This window comes from Pleomorphovibrio marinus (assembly GCF_003347495.1).
Classification (GTDB): Bacteria; Bacteroidota; Bacteroidia; order Cytophagales; family Cyclobacteriaceae; genus Pleomorphovibrio; species Pleomorphovibrio marinus.
The window spans coordinates 111001-129005 of sequence record NZ_QCXY01000004.1 but is presented as its reverse complement, the minus strand read 5'-3'; the positions used below and the strand labels follow the sequence as shown (position 1 = coordinate 129005).

The following is an 18005-nucleotide window of genomic DNA, read 5'->3' as shown; positions in this document are numbered from 1 at the left end:
GTCAGGTAGGTAGCCTGCCCCTGCCTGCCCCGAACTCGCTTCAGGGAACTCGTTTCGGGGGAATCTCGCTACGCCCCGATAACCCCGATAGCTATCGGGGGGGGCATCCCGGTGTGTGACGTGCTCGCAATACTCGATTTCATCTTAGGTTGAGTTTAGTTGAAAGGATTATTTTTGCTTCTCTTGTTTCATGGTTTCTTTTAACCAGTTGGGGATAACTTCCAAATCCGGAGGGGCATGTGCCCTGATTGGTTCAATCTGATGGCCGACGGAAGAAAGACTTCTGGTCTTACCATGGGGTACTTCCCGATGGCATTCCCAACATAACCTGTCTGTACGCTTATGCTGGTGATCCGCAACCATGTCCATCAGTTTGGCATCAGTAACCTGGTCTTGATGGCACCTTATGCAATTGTTTTGAATCACATTTATGGATGCCTTTCTTGCTTTGATTACTTGGGGTTCTGCCCTAAGTGTGAAAATTGTGCTGTGGTACAATCCATCAGAGGCTTTAAAGTAATATTTGTTCAACACATTGTCATGCGGGACGTGACAGTCGTTGCAATGTGCCACTTCCCTGTGAGAACTATGCGTCCAGGTAATATACTGAGGGGTCATTACATGGCAATTAACGCAGGCCTGGGGGTCGTCTGAGAGGTAAGAAGCCGCATTGCTTAACTTCAACGTGTACAATCCCAGTCCAAAAATACTGGCAACTAATACGATAGCCACTGGTCTCCACCTTTTCGGTGGTATCAGGTTGTATTGAAATAGCTTCCTTTTAGTTTTTCTCCAAGTACCCATAGCTGCTGTTAGGTATTATTGCGACGTAAAACTATAACCTATTGCAATTCAAACACATGATAAAAATCAGGTTTTGAAAAGATTTTAAATATTATAGTTACAAATCTAAGGGTTTTTAAGTACCAAACAAGTTCTGTACGTAATAAGCTATGAAAATATTACTTAGTGTTCTATAGTTAAATTTACGTATTAGACTCTCTTTTTTGCCTCAAAACTAAGTAATTTTTCAAAAAATACGTAAATAAATAAGTAAAAATACTTAATTTATTATTTTCTTTTTTATCTTGCGACTTCTAAGCGAACCCTAAATAGCCTTGGATTGATCTTTAACCCCTAAAAAAAAGACACTTATGAAAGTTCGTGCACAAAAAGCCACATCTATTCGGCTGTTGAGCTTAAAAACCCCTCAAATGAGGGCTTTTCATTTATCCTGGATTGCTTTTTTCCTATGCTTTTTCGGTTGGTTTGGCATAGCCCCACTCATGCCCCTGATAAGAGACGAATTGGGTTTGACCAAGTCCCAAATTGGTAACATCATCATTGCCTCGGTAGCCATTACGGTAATAGCCCGGCTTCTGGTGGGTTGGATTTGTGACAAATATGGCCCCAGACTCACTTATACCTATCTGCTGATACTTGGAGCTTTACCAGTAATGGGAATAGGGTTAAGCAACAGTTATGAGGCCTTTATGATCTTTAGGCTAGCTATTGGGGCAATAGGCGCCTCTTTCGTCATCACGCAATACCATACCTCTGTGATGTTTGCTCCAAATGTAGTGGGAACTGCAAATGCCACCAGCGCAGGCTGGGGAAATCTGGGTGGAGGAGTGACCCAAATGATAATGCCCTTGGTTTTCGCGGGATTTGTAGCATTGGGGTTCCTGAATGAGCAGGCTTGGAGATTTGCCATGGTCGTGCCGGGAATTGCCATGATTGTATGTGGGATAGTGTATTACCGATATACAACTGATTTTCCAGAAGGCAATATCAAGGACCTGAGCAATGATGCTCACCATGCCAAAAGGAAAAAGGACAGCAAAGGCGCATTTAAGAAAGCATTAAAAGACAGCAGGGTATGGGCGCTTTTTATGATCTATGGTGCCTGTTTTGGGATTGAGTTGACCATAAACAACGTAGCAGCCATCTACTTTCATGACCAGTTCCAACTAAACTTAAAAACTGCTGGCCTAATCGCTGGTTTGTTTGGGCTTATGAACCTCTTTGCGCGATCTGCGGGTGGTTATTTTGGGGACAAGTCAGGAATTAAATGGGGATTGAAAGGTAGGGTCTGGCTATTGGGTGGACTCTTACTGTTGGAAGGCGTTTTTCTGATGGTTTTTTCCCAGATGTCTTTACTTTCTTTGGCCATCGTAGCCTTGGTAATTTTTAGCCTCTTTACCCAAATGGCCGAAGGTGCCACTTTTGCGGTTGTTCCTTTTATCAATAAAAAGGCTGTAGGAGCAGTTTCTGGAATAGTAGGCGCTGGCGGTAATGTAGGTGCGGTGATGGCCGGGTTTCTCTTTAAATCCGAAAGCATACCCTACCAACAGGGCTTGTTTATTCTTGGCATTTGCGTCACCGTTATTTCTATCTTGACTTTGGCGGTAAGGTTTTCTACAGAAGACGAAAAGGCAGCAGCGGAGGAATTAGAGGTTGCCTTGGCATCCAAGGACCTGGAAATGGCCCCTGCCTTCAGCATGGAAAAGTAAAACAAAAGGTAAAAATGAAGAAACCGGAAACCTATAAAAGCACCTGTTCCTATTGTGGCGTTGGCTGTGGTATTTTGATCCATACCGACAAAAAAGGTCAGCTTAAGGTTACAGGTGATCCTGATCATCCCGTCAATAAGGGTATGCTATGCTCCAAGGGTATGAATCTCAATCATGTGGTAAATGATACATCGGACCGTTTGCAATTTCCCCAAATGAGGTGGGGAAAGGAGCAGCCCCTGGAAAGAGTGGACTGGGACACTGCCCTTGGAAGGGGAGCGGCAGTTTTTCGTACCCTAGTGGAAAAATATGGGTCAGATTCTGTTGGCTTTTATATTTCCGGCCAATGCCTTACTGAGGAATACTACCTTATCAATAAACTTGTTAAGGGGTATTTCAAAACCAATAATATAGACACCAATTCCAGGCTGTGTATGAGTGCGGCCGTGATAGGGCATACACAGGTGTTTGGAGAGGATATCGTCCCTGTTTCCTACGAAGACATTGAGCTGGCAGATTGTTTCTTTGTGGCTGGCGCAAACCCTGCCTGGTGCCACCCCATCCTTTGGAGAAGGATTGAGAAGCACAAGGAAAGGTATCCTGATGTTAAGATCGTGGTAGTGGATCCCCGACATACCCAATCCTGTGAGTTGGCAGATTTGCACTTGCAGATCAAACCCGGTACGGATACGACACTTTATAGAGCAATGGCAAGATGCCTAATTGAGGAAGGAGAGGTAGACATTTCCTTTATCGAGAACCACACCGATGGTTTTGAATTGTATAAGGAGAGAGCCTTTGCTCAGGGAGTGGAGGAGGCTGCGGTAATTTGTGATGTCTCCTCTTCGGATATCCGAAAGGCTGCTCGGTGGATTGGCAATGCAAAAGGGTTCATTAGCCTTTGGGCAATGGGACTCAACCAGAGTGGGGATGGGGTGAACCGAAACCACGCACTTTTAGCGCTTAGCCTCTTAACTGGGCAAATAGGCAAACCAGGGGCAGGCCCGCTTTCATTAACAGGTCAGTCTAACGCCATGGGCGGTAGGGAAGTAGGTGGCATGGCCACCCTTCTGGCAGCTCATAAAAAACTCGCCAACCCTATCCACAGAAAGGAAGTGGCGGATTTTTGGGGTGTCGGGGAAATTTCCAAAAAACCAGGGCTTACCGCTACAGAAATGGTGGAAGCCTTGGAGACAGGTAGTTTAAAAGCTATCTGGATAGTATGTACCAATCCACTGGTCAGTATGCCAGACAGTAGAAGGGTAGAGAAGGCCCTGAAAAAAGCCAGGTTTGTGGTAGTACAGGATATTTCCAAAAACGCATCTGCCATCCCCTATGCAGACCTCGTGTTGCCTGCTGCTGGTTGGGCCGAAAAAGAAGGTACCATGACCAATTCAGAACGTAGGATTGGCCATCTCTCCAAGGCGGTTCAACCTCCGGGAGAGGCCTTGCCCGATACCGAAATCGTCATGCGTTTTGCAAAGAAAATGGGATTCAATGGCTTTGATTTTGATGGCCCAGCAGAAATATTTGCGGAGCATGCTGCCCTTACAAAGGGGTCTAATATAGACATCTCTGAATTGGATTATAAAACCCTTAAGCAAAAGGGCGCTGTGCAATGGCCTTATTTTACAAATGGGAAAGAGCCTTCCAGGCCTTTTACGAATGGGCAATTTGCCACTGAAAATGGGAGGGCCAAGCTTATTTCAGATGGTCCTTTTCATACCCCTGAACCCGAAGACCCTACCTTTCCCCTTGTACTTACCTCAGGAAGGCTTAGGGATCAGTGGCACACCATGACCCGTACTGGGAAAGTAAATAGGCTAAATCAACATGCCCCTGCTCCTTACCTCGAAATTCATCCAGATGATGCAGAAATGAGGGGAATTACCGATGGAAAACCCGTTGTCATCCATGGTCACCGGGGAGAAGTGAAGGTAAATGCCAGGGTGTCCCCAAAAATGAAAAAAGGGGTTGTATTCTTGCCCATGCATTGGGGAAAGGTAATGGACCGAGATTTTTCTAGAACCAATAACCTGACTGGAAATGGAATAGACCCTGTTTCCAAACAGCCTGATTTCAAATTTTCTAGGGTTCAGGTCTCTCCGTTTATCAAACCCAAACAACGCATAGTGGTCGTAGGTGCAGGAGCTGCGGCTTATCGGTTTATACAAACCTACCGGGAACTGAATACAGAGGATGAGATATACGTATTTTCCCAGGAAAAACACCCTTTTTACAATAGAGTTTTGCTCCCCGATTACGTCAGTAAGCACAAAACCTGGCAGGACCTGCAGAAGTTCAAGGAAGGAGAAATCGAAAAACTTGACATAAAGTTACAAATTGGAAACGGCATAGCGGCAATTGATAAGGAGCAGAAATCCGTAGTGGATGAGAAAGGGAAGGTGTACTCTTATGATTTGCTGGTGATGGCCACAGGAAGTAGGGCATTTGTGCCACCGGATGCACCCATGCATTTACCGGGTGTATTTACGATGCGTTCGAGGTACGACGCAGATAGCTTACTGGAAAGGCTAAACCCAGAAAGTCACGTCTTGATCGTGGGCGGGGGATTGTTAGGTTTGGAACTTGCGGCATCCCTTAAGGAAATGGATATAGAAGTTTCAATTGTACAATTGGCCTCCAGGCTGATGGAAAGACAACTCGATCCCTTGGCCAGTTCTTTGCTTAAGGAAAAAATGGAAGAGATGGAGGTTAACGTCTATCTGAATAACCAGGTGAACCAGATCACAGCAAAGGAAGGCCTGGAGGTTCAACTGAAGGGAGGGAAATCTATTTCCTGTACTGCGGTGGTGTATGCCATAGGGACAAGGCCCAATGTGGAACTGGCAAAATCTACAGGGTTGCAATGCGGCGTAGGGGTAAAGATAAATGCCTATATGCAAAGCAGTGATCCAAGGATTTTTGCCTTGGGCGAAATCGCAGAATTCGAACAAAAGCTGAGTGGCATCACTGCTGCTGCCGAACAGCAAGCCGATATCGCAGCTAGGTACATCAATGGGGACCAGTGGAGCATGTATAGGGGAACTATTCCAATGAACATACTTAAATTTGCTGATCTGGATCTTTGTTCTCTGGGCATACCAGAGGTTCCTGCCCAATCGAAAGGGTATGAAGAAGTGGTGTTTATAGATGCTGCCGAAACTTATTACAAAAAATGTATCGTGTACCAAGACAGGTTAGTGGGGGCTATTTTGATGGGGGACAAATCCGAGTTCGCCACCTTCAAAACCCTCATTGAAGACAAGATTGAACTTTCAGAAAAAAGGCAGGAACTGCTCAGGGCCAACACCACAAAGGAACCACCTTTGGGGAAGATGGTCTGTAGTTGCGGTAATGTGGGTAGGGGAAATCTGCAAAAAGCCATTGAAGGAGGGGTAGTGGATTTTAGGCAACTTTGCCAATCCACGGGAGCCGGTTTGGGCTGTGGTTCATGTAAACCCGAGGTAAAGGATATTCTCAATCAATTGTGTAAATTGCCCGAAATGAGTGAAGGATGAGCGAAAACACACCTTTGGAAAAAGCAGACCTGGTTCGGGTGTTTGTAAAGGGAGGGATAATTTCTCCGGGTGATTTTAAGAAAATCATACAAACCGCCCGTTCCCTTGGAGCCACCTATATCCACTTGGGATCCAGGCAGGACGTTCTTTTTCCGGTCAAAAACAAGGACATCAAAGTACTCGACGAAACGTTCAAGTCCATTCAGACCAATTATGATACGGATGGGGAATCATTTCAAAATATAGTTAGTTCCTTTACGGCTCTGGATGTCATGCCCACCACCCATTGGTTAGCATCCCATATTTATCACTATGTATTGGATACCTTTGATTACCAGCCAAGTTTGAAAATTAATATTGTGGACCCGGTTCAAACCTTGGTTCCGCTATTTACTGGCAATATCAATTTCATAGCTTCAAATCAGGATAATTATTGGTATGTGTTTTTAAGATTTTCCGAGATATCTGCAAAGCCCTGGTGCGCACCCGAATTGATCTTTGGGTACGATCTTGTGCATCTGGCAAAGGCTCTGGAAGCCCTCAAACCCCAAGAGGCAGGGTTGGGCTATGAACAGGTTTATCAGAAAGCCAGAAAAAGTCTGAAAGTCAACGTTCAGCCTGTAGACCAGGAGTTGAACTACCCAGAAGCAACTTCCCCGTATTATGAGGGGTTAAACAGAGTGGCCGGAGGCAAATATTGGCTAGGGCTGTATTGGAGGAATAATCGGTTTACCATTGACTTTCTGGAAGCCCTTTGTGGCCTTTGCGTTGCTACCAATATTGGTAAGCTAAGCCTGACTCCTTGGAAATCACTCATTGTCCGGGGTATTGCAGAAAAAGACAGGTTGAGTTGGGAAAAGTTACTGGGAAAATACGGTATCAATATTCGCCATAGTTCCTTGGAGTTGAACTGGCATTTACCGGTATTGGAAGAAAAGGCATTAGAAATCAAAAACTACCTGGTAAGGGCATTGGATAAACAAGATATAAGTACATATGGTCTTTCATTTTCCGTGAAAGTAGCTCCTAAAATGGTACTTTTCACCTCTATAGTGATAGAACAAAATATAGATTCCTCAGACGGGGGTGACAACACCTTTAATATCATGTATTCCAAAGATTTCAACCCCAACCTGATGGAATACTCCTATTTTGTAAAAGGGGTATTACTGGAGACTTTACCTGCCTTGTTGATAGAACTTAGTCATGTTTATTATGATCAATTAGATGCGAGAAAAAAGGAAGAAACTACCGAACCGGGGAGGGTTCCCAAGCTTCTTAACTATAAAAAATACCAATGCTCCAGTTGCTTAACGATTTACAATGAGGAATATGGGGACACCAGTGCCGAGATAGAACCAGGGACTACTTTCTCCAAGCTTCCTACAGACTATAGCTGTCCGGTTTGCGAGAGTCCCAAGTCGGCTTTTAGGCTCCTCTGACTCTATTCATCTATTGCCTCCGAAACCAATTCTAAGGCTTTCGGAGAATGCGGAAGTTTAAGGGCGGCTTCCTGTCCTTCAGGCGACATCTTTTTCCATGTTTTATGTATGATTTCAACGATTTTTTCTTGTTCTTCTTCGTGCTTTTGGATGAATTCGTCAAAATAATATCGCAAAAAAACCAAGCAGATGACATCTTCCAATGTTTGTACTTCCGGATCTGTCTTCAATCTACGTTTATTGATCAAGTCTTCCACTTTCTTTATTTCAGCTTCTGAGTAAGCATGTTTGGCCATAATATCGGCTGTAAGTTTACCGTGGAATTTTTTAAGTTCCGTACGCCAAAGCAAATATCCTTTTCTATCCATGGGGTAACTTTCCCTGGGAATTTTCCAACGTTGAATATGCTGGGCCCTTGCTGCGATCTTTAGAGTCTCTGATGCCGATGGCTCATACTGGTTAAGCGTTTCGGTCATTCGCTGACTGTAAAGCAGCTCCTTGGGAATCTGGGAACCATTGCTTTCCTCAAGGTGTGGATCCAAGGAGTTCAAGGAATCTATGGCCTCTATCGTTTTTTCAAATCGGTTTGAAGATGATGTCATGGGAGAGTAAATTATTGATTTGAAAAGTTAAAAAAATTATGGGATTTTAAGAACCTTAAAGCGTGATTTCCTGAATAGTTTCTAGGTAAATATTACAGTTTTTGGCACATTCCTCACAGCTTTCCGCACATTTTTGGCAATGCTCATGCGAATGCTCTTTGCAATTCTTGGCACAATCCTCGCAAACTTGAATGCAATAGTTTAGTAAAGGACTCACATTTTGATAAGAGGTTGCCAGCATGGAGGAACTTGTCGCGCAAATGGAAGCACAAACTTTGCATGAGCGAATACAATCTTCCATATGGGCTAGGTCTGATTCCGCAAGGCAGGCATCTGCGCAAATCTCACATGCTGATTTACATTTGTTTAATAGTTGAATTAATTGCTGAGTTTCCATAGTGTTGGGTTTTTTATATGAATGTCAATGATCATACCAATGTATCTATGACCAGAAGGAAACTATCGATATAATCTACTTCAGAGGTATACTCAATAAATCCTCTCCCCAAATTCGGACCTGTCCTCCTTATATGGTATAAAGCTACTGGTAAATTTAAATGTAGGCTTCCATTGTAAAGTACGGTCAAAATAGCTTTAGAGGCCAAACGCAAAAAGGCCTTTCCCGTGGAAAGGCCTCTTATCTTCTACAAAAATCCCCTCTTTTTTTAATTCAGGGTGATTTTTTCAAGGTCTTGAAGTAGCTTCTGGGAAACTGCTCTGCTGTTTTCTTCTTTTTTAGTCTTCAGCAATTCATACGCCGTTTGGCTTTTTTCGATCAAACCTGCCGGATTCTGGTCATAACGATAACTCCCAAGACACCATTCCAATTCGGATACCAAAGCCTCATTGGCATTTAGCTTTTGTAATTTCTCAATGGTGTTTTCTACTGTTTTTTCTAATAGTGCTGTTTTCATATGTTTATAATTTCTTTTCAGCGGTCATATAGCCTGCCCCGAACTTGTTTCGGGGGAATCTCGCAACGATAATCATCCCAGTGTGTGACGTGCTCGTCATGCTCGATTTCATCTGTTTATATTTGTATTTCAATGGTCAGATGGAATGCCCAGATTAATCATCCCCCTGTGTTAGAATACTTTCTCATGGGCATTTCATGTGTTTATATTTTCTTTTCAATGGCAATATAGCCTGCCCCGAACTTGTTTAGGGGGACTCGCTGGGGAGAATCTCGCATGTTCAATAATCATCCCTCTGTGTGTCTTCTTCGTCATGCTCTATTTCATAAGTCGTTGTTTAAGTGGTGGTTATTGCAAACCCTGAATTTTACCGCAATAATCTTTAACTTTGTTCAAATATCCAAATTTTTCCAAAAAATTTTATCAAATTATTAAAGCACGGGATTTGTGTTAATATTAATTTAAAATTTCGGTTCTAATTTTATCAAAATGTAAACTCCTTGTTATCCTTTCCAATGACTTTACCTTTTGGATTTAGTATTTTTGTGAAGGCCTGCTTTTGCCTTTAGCCAATTACTTTCTATGAAGTTAAGGACCACGTTTGAATTTCCTGCCTTTCCAAAACCCCTGAATTACCGATTACCTATCATCTCTATGGGTTCCTGCTTTGCTGATATGATAGGTGCAAGACTAGAAAGGGGAAAATTTAAGGTTACTTGTAATCCCTTTGGTATTATTTACAATCCAATTTCCTTACTCCACTTGATATATCTTACCATTAAGGAGGAAGGATTGGATCCTTCCGCTTTGCTTAAGCGAGAGGACCATATCCTTCATTATCATCTTCATTCTGGTATTTTCGGGGTGGAAGAGGAACCGTTTCTTCGTCATACTAAGCATATCCAGGCAGATGTACTGGCCAGTTTGCGAAATGCAGGGCATTTTTTTCTCACCTGGGGTACCGCATATGCTTATGAAAGAAAAGCCGATGGAAGCTTGGTTGCTAACTGCCATAAGCAACCCACCAAACTCTTCACCAAGCGACTATTGACCCTTGAAGAGATGCATCAAAAGTTTCGAGAGGTTTATCCTCAATTGAAAGCGATTTCTCCTGGAATGCAAATCATCCTTACCCTAAGTCCAGTAAGGCACATCAAAGATGGCCTACCTCAAAACCAAGTGAGTAAGAGTTTATTAAGGGTTTTCTGCCATGAACTTGAGGAAAAGTATGAAGATGTCAGTTATTTCCCAGCCTATGAATGGCTCTTGGATGACCTAAGGGATTATCGTTTCTATGCAGAGGACCTCATCCATCCCAGTAAGTTGGCAGAGGATTATATATGGGAAAAATTCATCCAGGTTTTTATGGAGAAGTCCGTAATAGAAACCTACGAGGCTATACTTAAAATTCATCAGTCCTTAGCCCATAAACCCTTTTTTCCCCAAGGTGCCGCCCATCAAAAGTTTCTGAAAAAGCTTCTTCAAGAAATGGAACAATTCAGCGGGGAATTTGATTTTGCAAAGGAGATCAGCCAGGTGAAGGCTCAACTACACACCAACTAAAACCAAAAAAAAATGGCTTCACATACCAACCATTTGGCTCAAAGCCAAAGTCCTTACTTACTTCAACATGCCAATAATCCCGTCAATTGGTATCCCTGGGGAGAGGAAGCCCTGAAGAAAGCCAAAGAGGAAGACAAACCAATCATTGTAAGTATTGGCTATTCAGCCTGCCATTGGTGCCATGTAATGGAAAGGGAGTGCTTTGAGGACGAGGAAGTGGCTGAATGGATGAACAGACACTTTATTTCCATAAAAATAGATAGGGAGGAACGGCCAGACCTGGACAATATCTATATGGATGCCTTACAGTCTATGGGCCTACAGGGAGGTTGGCCTTTGAATGTTTTTGTGACCCCAGAACAAAAGCCCTTCTATGGAGGCACCTATTTTCCAAAAAAGAACTGGATGCAATTATTGAAGGGCATCGCGGAGGCCTTCCAATCCAACAGGGAAAAGCTGGATGAGAGTGCTGATGGATTTGGACGGTCCCTTCAAGATAGTGTGGTGGCTAAATACGGCTTAACGGATGCCAGGGATTTACCCCAGCGAAAAGAAATGGAACAGGCGGCACAGCTACTCATCCGTAATTTTGATCCCAAGTGGGGGGGGCTACAAAGGGTGCCCAAATTCCCCATGCCTGCTATTTGGGCATTTTTGCTGGATTATGGCTTGTTGAAAGACGATGAGCCCATGTTGGGTAAGGTGATTTTCACTCTGAGAAAAATAGGAATGGGTGGCATATATGATGCTGTAGGTGGAGGATTCGCTAGGTACAGTGTGGATGGAGAGTGGTTTGCCCCGCATTTTGAGAAAATGCTCTATGACAACGGGCAGTTGCTTAGTCTTTTCTCCAAGGCTTATCAAGTGACACAGGATGTGTTTTTCAAGGAAAAGGTGCTAGAGACCTCGGGTTGGTTAAAAAGGGAGATGCAGAGTCCCGATGGGGGTTTTTATGCTGCCTTAGATGCCGATAGTGAGGGGGAAGAGGGTAAATATTATTGCTGGACCTATGAAGAGCTCAAGAGCTTTGTAGGGGAGGAGAACATGGCTTGGTTTCAGGACCTTTATTCCCTCAAAGTAGATGGAAATTGGGAAAATGGGGTAAATATCCTCTTTCAAACAAAATCATATGAAAAAGTGGCCAAGGATCATGGCCTAGAGGAAGGGGAGCTAAAGGAAAAATTAAGTCAAGTTAAAGCTGTGTTGCTTGAGCAAAGGTCCAAAAGGGTTAGCCCCGGTCTGGACGATAAACAGTTAAGCGGTTGGAATGCCTGGGCCATAATAGGGTTGGTACAGGCCTATAGGGCTGTGGGAGATAGAGTGGCCTATGAACTTGCTTTACAAGCGACCCAATTCCTCACGCAAAAAATGATGGGCAATGACATATTATATAGAAGTTATAAAAGTGGCAAGGCCTATACTCCCGCATTTTTGGAGGATTATGCTGCTGTGATACAGGCTCTCATTGAGATTTATCAAGTCGACTTCGATTTTAAATGGCTAGAAACTGCAAAAACTCTAATGACCCACGTGAATGAACATTTCTGGGATGAAAAGGAAGGGCTTTATTTTTACAATGACCCCAAAGCGGAAAAGCTAATTGCGGATAAAAAGGAGATTTTCGACAATGTGATCCCAAGTAGCAACGCACTGATGGCAAAAAATTTACATCTTCTAGGGAGCTATTTTCAGGAGGATAAGTGGGTGCAGCGATCGAAAAAGATGCTGGGGCTAGTAAGCAAGTTGGTGATGCAGGAACCTGGTTTCATGAGTCAGTGGGCCAATGTGCTCTTGAGCCAGATGATTCCAACGGCTGAAATTGCGGTAGTGGGTGAGCATGCCAAAGATGCGGCAGGCCAATTGCTTAGCAGGTATCACCCAAACATCATCCTTTCAGCAGGGGGGAAGGGGGAGGAGCATCCACCTCTTCTGTCAGGCAAAGAGCTAATAGATGAAGCCACCACATTTTATGTTTGCTATAACAGGTCCTGCCGAAGGCCGGTGACGAAACTGGAAGAAGCAATTTCACAATTGCCTACTTGGGATTAATTTCCCAATTTTGACAAGTTTTATCTTACTTTTTCTATGGAAGATTTGTTTGGCCCAGTACCAGAGACCCAAGTGCCAGCATTGCAATTTGCAGATGTTATTTTGCCGGTACCCATTCCCAAACTGTTCAGTTATCGCATCCCCCCCGAGATGTTGGATAAAATCGGTATTGGCTTTAGGGTGATTGTTCCCTTCGGAAGGCGTAAAATACTGACGGGGATAGTAGGGAAAGTTCACCAAAAGCCCCCTGTTGCCTATGAGGCTAAGGCAATTTTGGACATGTTGGATGAGTCCCATGTGGCAAATCCCCTCCAAATCAATTTTTGGAAGTGGATGGCCGACTATTATTGTTGCCACATCGGGGAGGTAATGAATGCCGCAATACCGAGTGGACTGAAGATCAGTAGTGAAAGCAAGGTGCAACTTCACCCTGATTTTGACATTGAAAAGCCTGGGATGCCCATTGACGACAGGGAATGGGTGATATTAGAGGCCTTATCCGGAGAAAAGGAGTTGGACCTACAGAGCTGTAATGAGTTGCTTTCGCAGAAATCCTCCCATACCATAATTAAAAGCCTTCTAGCCAAGGGGGCGATTTTGATTTTCGAAGAGTTAAAAGATAAATACCAACCCAAAACGGAAACTAGGGTAAGGCTGCATAGAGACTATCTAAAGGAAAAATCGGCACTTGAATCCCTTTTTCAAAGTCTTTCTAGGGCTCAGAAGCAGGAAGAGGTTTTGCTAAAGTACCTTCAGGAAATACCAGTTTACCAAAACCCAAAAAGAAACGCCGAGGGTCTGGAAAAAAAAGTGATCATAGACCAGGGATTTTCCCCAAGTGCGGTTGCAAGTTTGGTAAAAAAGGGAGTGTTTGAGGAGTTCAAGGTTACCATAAGCCGCTTTGAGCATCTTCCTGGGGGAGATGTGAACATTGCATTGGCGGCATTCCAGGAACAGGCCTTGCAGGACATAAAAGCCCAATTTGAAAACAAGGAAACGGTATTGTTACATGGCATCACCGGAAGTGGAAAGACAGAAATTTATATAAACCTTATTCAAGAGGTGTTGGGGAGCGGGTCACAGGTGCTCCTGCTGCTTCCAGAGATTGCCCTGACCACGCAGGTGGTGGCCAGACTTCAAAAAGTATTTGGGAGTAAAATGGGGGTATTTCATAGCAAATACTCCGACAACGAAAGGGTGGAGGTTTGGCAGGGCGTTTTAAATGGGACTTATAATTTTGTGGTAGGAGTTCGCTCTGCTGTTTTTTTGCCTTTTGATAGTTTGGGTTTGGTCATAGTGGATGAAGAACATGAGGCCTCTTACAAACAATATGAGCCTTCTCCAAGGTTTCATGGAAGGGATGCGGCCATAATGTTGGCCTGGTTGCACCAATCCAAGACCTTGCTGGGTAGTGCCACCCCTTCCTTTGAGTCGTATTCGAATGCAAGGACTGGAAAATATGGGTTGGTACAAATCCAGAGAAGGTTTGGGGATGCTCAGTTGCCGAAATACCTTCTTTCCAACATGTTGGTGGACAAGAAAAAAAACCTCTTTAAGCTGGATATGACTCGCCTAATGAGGGAAAAAATTCAAGATGCCCTGGATAAGCAGGAACAGGTGCTCATCTTTCAAAACAGGAGAGGATATGCACCCTATATTTCCTGTGAAGATTGTGGTTGGATTCCAGAATGCGAACATTGTGACGTAAGCCTCACCTACCATCAATATAGCGAAGATATGAGGTGCCATTATTGTGGTTTCAAGGAGCAGGTACCCAAAGTTTGTCCTGCCTGTGGCAGTCAACAACTTACAGCTGTAGGTTTAGGTACAGAGCGGATTGAGGAAAACCTTGGGTTGTTGTTTCCCGAAGCCAGAATAGCAAGAATGGATCATGACACCACTAGGAGCAAGTATGGTTACCAAAGGATTTTGGAGGATTTTGGTGCAGGAAACATCGATATTTTGGTAGGCACCCAAATGATAAGCAAAGGCCTTGATTTTGACAGGGTAACTCTGGTGGGTGTAATGGATGCCGATAGGATGTTGTTTTTCCCTGATTTTCGGTCTGGGGAGAGGGCTTTTCAAATGATCACACAAGTGGCGGGAAGGGCGGGTAGGAGACAAATGCCGGGTACCGTAATACTTCAATCCAGAAGACCGGAACTGGCCATTTTTGATCAAATCATTAAAGGGGATTATTTGAATTTCTTCCTGCAAGAAATGGGGGAAAGAAAGCGGTTTTTTTATCCCCCCTATGTGAAAAACATAAAAATCACCACCAGGCATAAGGAGTTTAAGGTTGCTGAAAGGGCTTCTAAGCAACTTTTACATTTGCTTGCTGCCATTGAGGTAAAAAAGATCCTTCTGGGACCAGAAAAGGCACTGATTGGTAAAATTAAGAACCAATACTTATTTGAAATCTTAGTGAAGCTGGAGAAGACTTCTGCAAGCCAACAGGCATTTAAGAAAGCCATGGTTGAGGCCATTCAGGAGATAAATTCACATAAGGACTTTAAGAGCGTACGCTGTGTGGTAGATGTGGATCCTTATTGAGCAACAACTAATCCAGTACTAATCCAATCTTCGTATATCTGGCATACCAACTTGTCAGAAACCATGACACACCGATTAGGATTACATTTTCTCATTGCAATTTTTGTCCTACTTTCCTTCGGGTTGTACGGACAGGAAGAAAGGACTACTAGGTTAAATTTGGGATTGGGGGGAGCTGTTTCGATCAGCCCTTTTAGTAGCTCGGAGGGAAATATTGGGGCTCATTCCGGAAGCTCACCATCTATTTCCCTCCATTATTTCAAATCACTTCATGCCCATTTTGACATCAAAGCCTCTGTAGGGTGGCAAGGTATCGCCTCGAATGCTTTGCAGTCCAGCTCCTATCGGTCAGGTAATATGAGATACCTGGAACTCCTCCCATTATACTATACTAACCCGAACAAGCTAGGGTATGTGCCTTCCAGGTTTCAGTTTTATATGGGAGCAGGTATAGGGTTTGCCCATAAGGTTTTGACTAAGGATCAACAAGTTTCTTTAAATGAAAATGAATTGGCCTTATTGGAATTCGGGTTGCTAGATCTTGAAACTCAAAGTAGGGAAGAGTTATCTTCCTTTTATTTGCCTATAACCTTTGGAGTACTTCAAAAAACAAAAGGTACCTGGCAAGTCGGTTACGAGGCTTCCTTTGGTATAAGGTTTAGTCCAACGATAGAACAAGGGTCAATATTAGTGCCTGCTTGGGCACAATTTAGGGTGCTTATAGGAAAAAATGTGTTTTAAAGGGTTCGGATCTCGATTATTTTGACCCTTCAATTTTTTACCAAGAAAACAAGAGATTCAATACTCCCCAATCACCCGGTCGATGATAAACATTATTCCCTGACTGCCAGCAATATCAGTAAGAATGGCATTGGTGGACTTTTCACTACCCTGAAAGCTAAATTTCAAACTTCCATTGCTTTCAAAATCAATTTCTATGATTTCATTGCCTTGTGTCACAATTTTTTGACCATTCAGTTCATGGCTAAAATAGGTATTCGATTTTATAAAATGTCGATTTAAGATCTCCTTAAGTTTTTGTGGAGACCAATTTTCCAAATCCTGCTCACTAAGGATACCTGCTTGCCGAAAGGCCAAATCCGAGGGGGCGAATACGGTGAGATTAGAAGCCGTTTCTAACTCCTGCACCAATCCGGATTTCCACAAGGCGGCATAAAAAATACTTAGTTCCCCCGGCAAAAAGACCTTTTCACTCTTAAAGTCGCTCACCCAATCCAATACGCTCTTATCACTATTAAAAATAACTTTATCCAATCCATGCAATACACCGTTAGTGGATGGTGCATCTGTAAAAACGAGTTTTGCGCCATTCACGAAGGTATTTTGCTGATCTTTTACCACATGGATTTCATTTCCATTTAACATGGAAATAAATGTTCCATGGCGTAATTCTTCTCCTGCAAGGATGCCACTGTGCAGATGTCCCTGAAGCAGCTCATGGAGAAAGTCCCTTTGTAGATCATCCACTTTTCTCCCAGTACGGTTTTCGAATTCTTTAAATGCATGATCGGTTGGGGCAAATAGGGTATAACCTTCAGCTTCCCTGTCGGGATTTGGGTTTGAGAGGGGCACTATCAAGCCCGTTCGAATTAGGGCCGATTCCATCAGGTTAAAAAACCTGTTCTTCACCAAGGTCGCAGACAAAGTGCCTGGTGGTTCATCTACCTGGTTAAAGCAGCTGCCTGCTAGACATACCAGCAAAAATAGCAATGGCAATGTAAATTTAGTCTTCATGGCTAATAATGGTTGTATTTTGGTTGATCTCTTCCAAATAAATATGCAATGCCCAAGGACACACCGGTGGATCGAAAGGTGTTTCTACCACCCAGCGTTTGAAATCCTGCTAGACTCATTCCTACTCCACTGCCAATGGGTTTGAAGATTTCGATTCCCACGCGCTGAAAACCAATATTGGAGAATGGAAAGGCACCGCTAAATCCCTCCCCAAAGACATCAGGACCGTTCAAACTATGCAAGTCCTGAAAATAGGCCTCCACAAATATGTCTTTATGATCCACCCCAATCCCCAGAAAGGTCTCCACATGTGCAGGAACTGGGCCACTAGAATAGGTGTATCCTGAATGCAACCTTCCGAAAAAATGCTCGTCAGAATGGTAAAGCACGGTAAAATTGCCATGGAACCTTTTTGCACGGTTACCAATCGCCAAAAGGGACTGAAGGTTTTCTGTGACTTGGTAGTTTCCAATTGCAGCGGCAAAGCCCATGGCTCCGAAGCCCTGAACCCTCCCACTATTTGTGTTTTCTTCCAAAAACAAATAGCGGGCTTGCAATGTAATATCCTGAAGCCCCTGCTCTCGATTTTTCAGTTCCAGGTCTTGACGAAGTGTGGTACTGGACAACCCGTAATGAACATGGTAGGGAAGTGCAAATTGAAGGTCCAGTTTCTCCGTTATCCCGTAAGTTCCCTCCAATACTGTGCGATGCAAGTTGACTTCTCTGTAAATAGGGATAGTTTCCAGCCTTTCCTTGCCAAGGTGAAAGGAGGAGGCATTTTGCAGCTGGGTGCCCAATCCCAACATTCCGTTCCCCTTGCCCTGCATTTGGTACATTACACCCACCTGTCCAATTACTTGAAGATTAGTTAAAAATAAAAGAGAAATAAAGAAGGCAAAGGTTTTCATGTTTTTATAATTGTTTCTTAATGGGCACATAGCCTGTCCCTGCCTGCCCCGAACTCGTTTCGGGGAATTTATTTCGGGAGAATCTCGCAGTCTATAATCAACCCTGAGTGTTACGTTCTCGTCATGCCTGACTGCCGTCCAGGCAGGCTCGATTTCGTATTAGTATGTTCTTTGTTGGGGAAATG

General features: G+C 43.6%; 12 protein-coding genes. 7 read left to right on the top strand and 5 right to left on the bottom strand.

The annotated features are described in order from the left end of the window. Window positions 1–168: 168 nt before the first annotated feature. Window positions 169–732: a cytochrome c nitrite reductase small subunit gene (gene nrfH / locus DB520_RS12080; protein ID WP_232834943.1), complete on the bottom strand. Its 564-nt coding sequence runs from the start codon at window positions 730–732 to the stop codon at window positions 169–171. Between the two features lie 422 nt (window positions 733–1154). Here nrfH and DB520_RS12075 point away from each other — a divergent pair, with 422 nt between their 5' ends. The 3 genes from DB520_RS12075 to DB520_RS12065 are packed head-to-tail and all read left to right on the top strand — an operon-like array spanning window position 1155 to window position 7476. Continuing rightward, window positions 1155–2513, top strand: coding sequence for a NarK family nitrate/nitrite MFS transporter (locus DB520_RS12075; protein WP_198675316.1), 1359 nt, complete (start codon window positions 1155–1157; stop codon window positions 2511–2513). 14 nt (window positions 2514–2527) lie between these two features. Next, the gene (locus DB520_RS12070; RefSeq protein ID WP_114749985.1) at window positions 2528–6034 is read left to right on the top strand and encodes a nitrate reductase; all 3507 of its coding nucleotides are present in this window, start codon (window positions 2528–2530) and stop codon (window positions 6032–6034) included. After that, the gene (locus tag DB520_RS12065; protein WP_232834942.1) at window positions 6031–7476 is read left to right on the top strand and encodes a rubredoxin; all 1446 of its coding nucleotides are present in this window, start codon (window positions 6031–6033) and stop codon (window positions 7474–7476) included. Before DB520_RS12070 ends, DB520_RS12065 begins: the two co-directional genes overlap by 4 nt. Before the next feature lie 2 nt (window positions 7477–7478). Here DB520_RS12065 and DB520_RS12060 read toward each other — a convergent pair whose 3' ends face one another. Together DB520_RS12060 and DB520_RS12055 are read right to left on the bottom strand one after the other, a co-directional pair. Next, window positions 7479–8078, bottom strand: a complete 600-nt coding sequence (locus DB520_RS12060; protein ID WP_114749984.1) for a DUF4202 domain-containing protein — start codon at window positions 8076–8078, stop codon at window positions 7479–7481. 665 nt (window positions 8079–8743) lie between these two features. Then, the gene (locus DB520_RS12055; protein WP_114749983.1) at window positions 8744–8992 is read right to left on the bottom strand and encodes a hypothetical protein; all 249 of its coding nucleotides are present in this window, start codon (window positions 8990–8992) and stop codon (window positions 8744–8746) included. Window positions 8993–9574: 582 nt separating this feature from the next. Between DB520_RS12055 and DB520_RS12050 the strand changes: the two genes are divergently transcribed. From DB520_RS12050 to DB520_RS12035, 4 genes are all read left to right on the top strand, one after another. Further along, window positions 9575–10555, top strand: coding sequence for a GSCFA domain-containing protein (locus DB520_RS12050; protein WP_114749982.1), 981 nt, complete (start codon window positions 9575–9577; stop codon window positions 10553–10555). 12 nt (window positions 10556–10567) lie between these two features. Beyond that, on the top strand, window positions 10568–12604 hold the full coding sequence (locus DB520_RS12045) for a thioredoxin domain-containing protein (protein WP_114749981.1): 2037 nt from the start codon (window positions 10568–10570) through the stop codon (window positions 12602–12604). Window positions 12605–12640: 36 nt separating this feature from the next. Then, window positions 12641–15157, top strand: a complete 2517-nt coding sequence (priA, locus tag DB520_RS12040; RefSeq protein ID WP_114749980.1) for a replication restart helicase PriA — start codon at window positions 12641–12643, stop codon at window positions 15155–15157. A 63-nt stretch (window positions 15158–15220) separates the two neighbouring features. Then, window positions 15221–15898, top strand: coding sequence for a hypothetical protein (locus tag DB520_RS12035; RefSeq protein ID WP_157972052.1), 678 nt, complete (start codon window positions 15221–15223; stop codon window positions 15896–15898). A 57-nt stretch (window positions 15899–15955) separates the two neighbouring features. Here the strand turns inward: DB520_RS12035 and DB520_RS12030 are convergent, their stop codons facing one another. Both DB520_RS12030 and DB520_RS12025 read right to left on the bottom strand, forming a co-directional pair. Next, on the bottom strand, window positions 15956–16912 hold the full coding sequence (locus tag DB520_RS12030) for a fasciclin domain-containing protein (RefSeq protein ID WP_114749978.1): 957 nt from the start codon (window positions 16910–16912) through the stop codon (window positions 15956–15958). A 2-nt stretch (window positions 16913–16914) separates the two neighbouring features. Further along, window positions 16915–17820, bottom strand: coding sequence for a hypothetical protein (locus DB520_RS12025; RefSeq protein WP_114749977.1), 906 nt, complete (start codon window positions 17818–17820; stop codon window positions 16915–16917). Window positions 17821–18005 lie beyond the last annotated feature (185 nt).

What these genes read in the sequence shown, in the direction of transcription:
- DB520_RS12070 (WP_114749985.1), top strand. Translation starts at nt 2,528, where the DNA reads ATGAAGAAACCGGAAACCTATAAAAGCACCTGTTCCTATTGTGGCGTT.
- DB520_RS12045 (WP_114749981.1), top strand. Translation starts at nt 10,568, where the DNA reads ATGGCTTCACATACCAACCATTTGGCTCAAAGCCAAAGTCCTTACTTA.
- DB520_RS12030 (WP_114749978.1), bottom strand. Translation starts at nt 16,912, where the DNA reads ATGAAGACTAAATTTACATTGCCATTGCTATTTTTGCTGGTATGTCTA.
- DB520_RS12065 (WP_232834942.1), top strand. Translation starts at nt 6,031, where the DNA reads ATGAGCGAAAACACACCTTTGGAAAAAGCAGACCTGGTTCGGGTGTTT.
- DB520_RS12075 (WP_198675316.1), top strand. Translation starts at nt 1,155, where the DNA reads ATGAAAGTTCGTGCACAAAAAGCCACATCTATTCGGCTGTTGAGCTTA.
- DB520_RS12050 (WP_114749982.1), top strand. Translation starts at nt 9,575, where the DNA reads ATGAAGTTAAGGACCACGTTTGAATTTCCTGCCTTTCCAAAACCCCTG.
- DB520_RS12025 (WP_114749977.1), bottom strand. Translation starts at nt 17,820, where the DNA reads ATGAAAACCTTTGCCTTCTTTATTTCTCTTTTATTTTTAACTAATCTT.
- DB520_RS12055 (WP_114749983.1), bottom strand. Translation starts at nt 8,992, where the DNA reads ATGAAAACAGCACTATTAGAAAAAACAGTAGAAAACACCATTGAGAAA.
- DB520_RS12035 (WP_157972052.1), top strand. Translation starts at nt 15,221, where the DNA reads ATGACACACCGATTAGGATTACATTTTCTCATTGCAATTTTTGTCCTA.
- DB520_RS12060 (WP_114749984.1), bottom strand. Translation starts at nt 8,078, where the DNA reads ATGACATCATCTTCAAACCGATTTGAAAAAACGATAGAGGCCATAGAT.
- priA (WP_114749980.1), top strand. Translation starts at nt 12,641, where the DNA reads ATGGAAGATTTGTTTGGCCCAGTACCAGAGACCCAAGTGCCAGCATTG.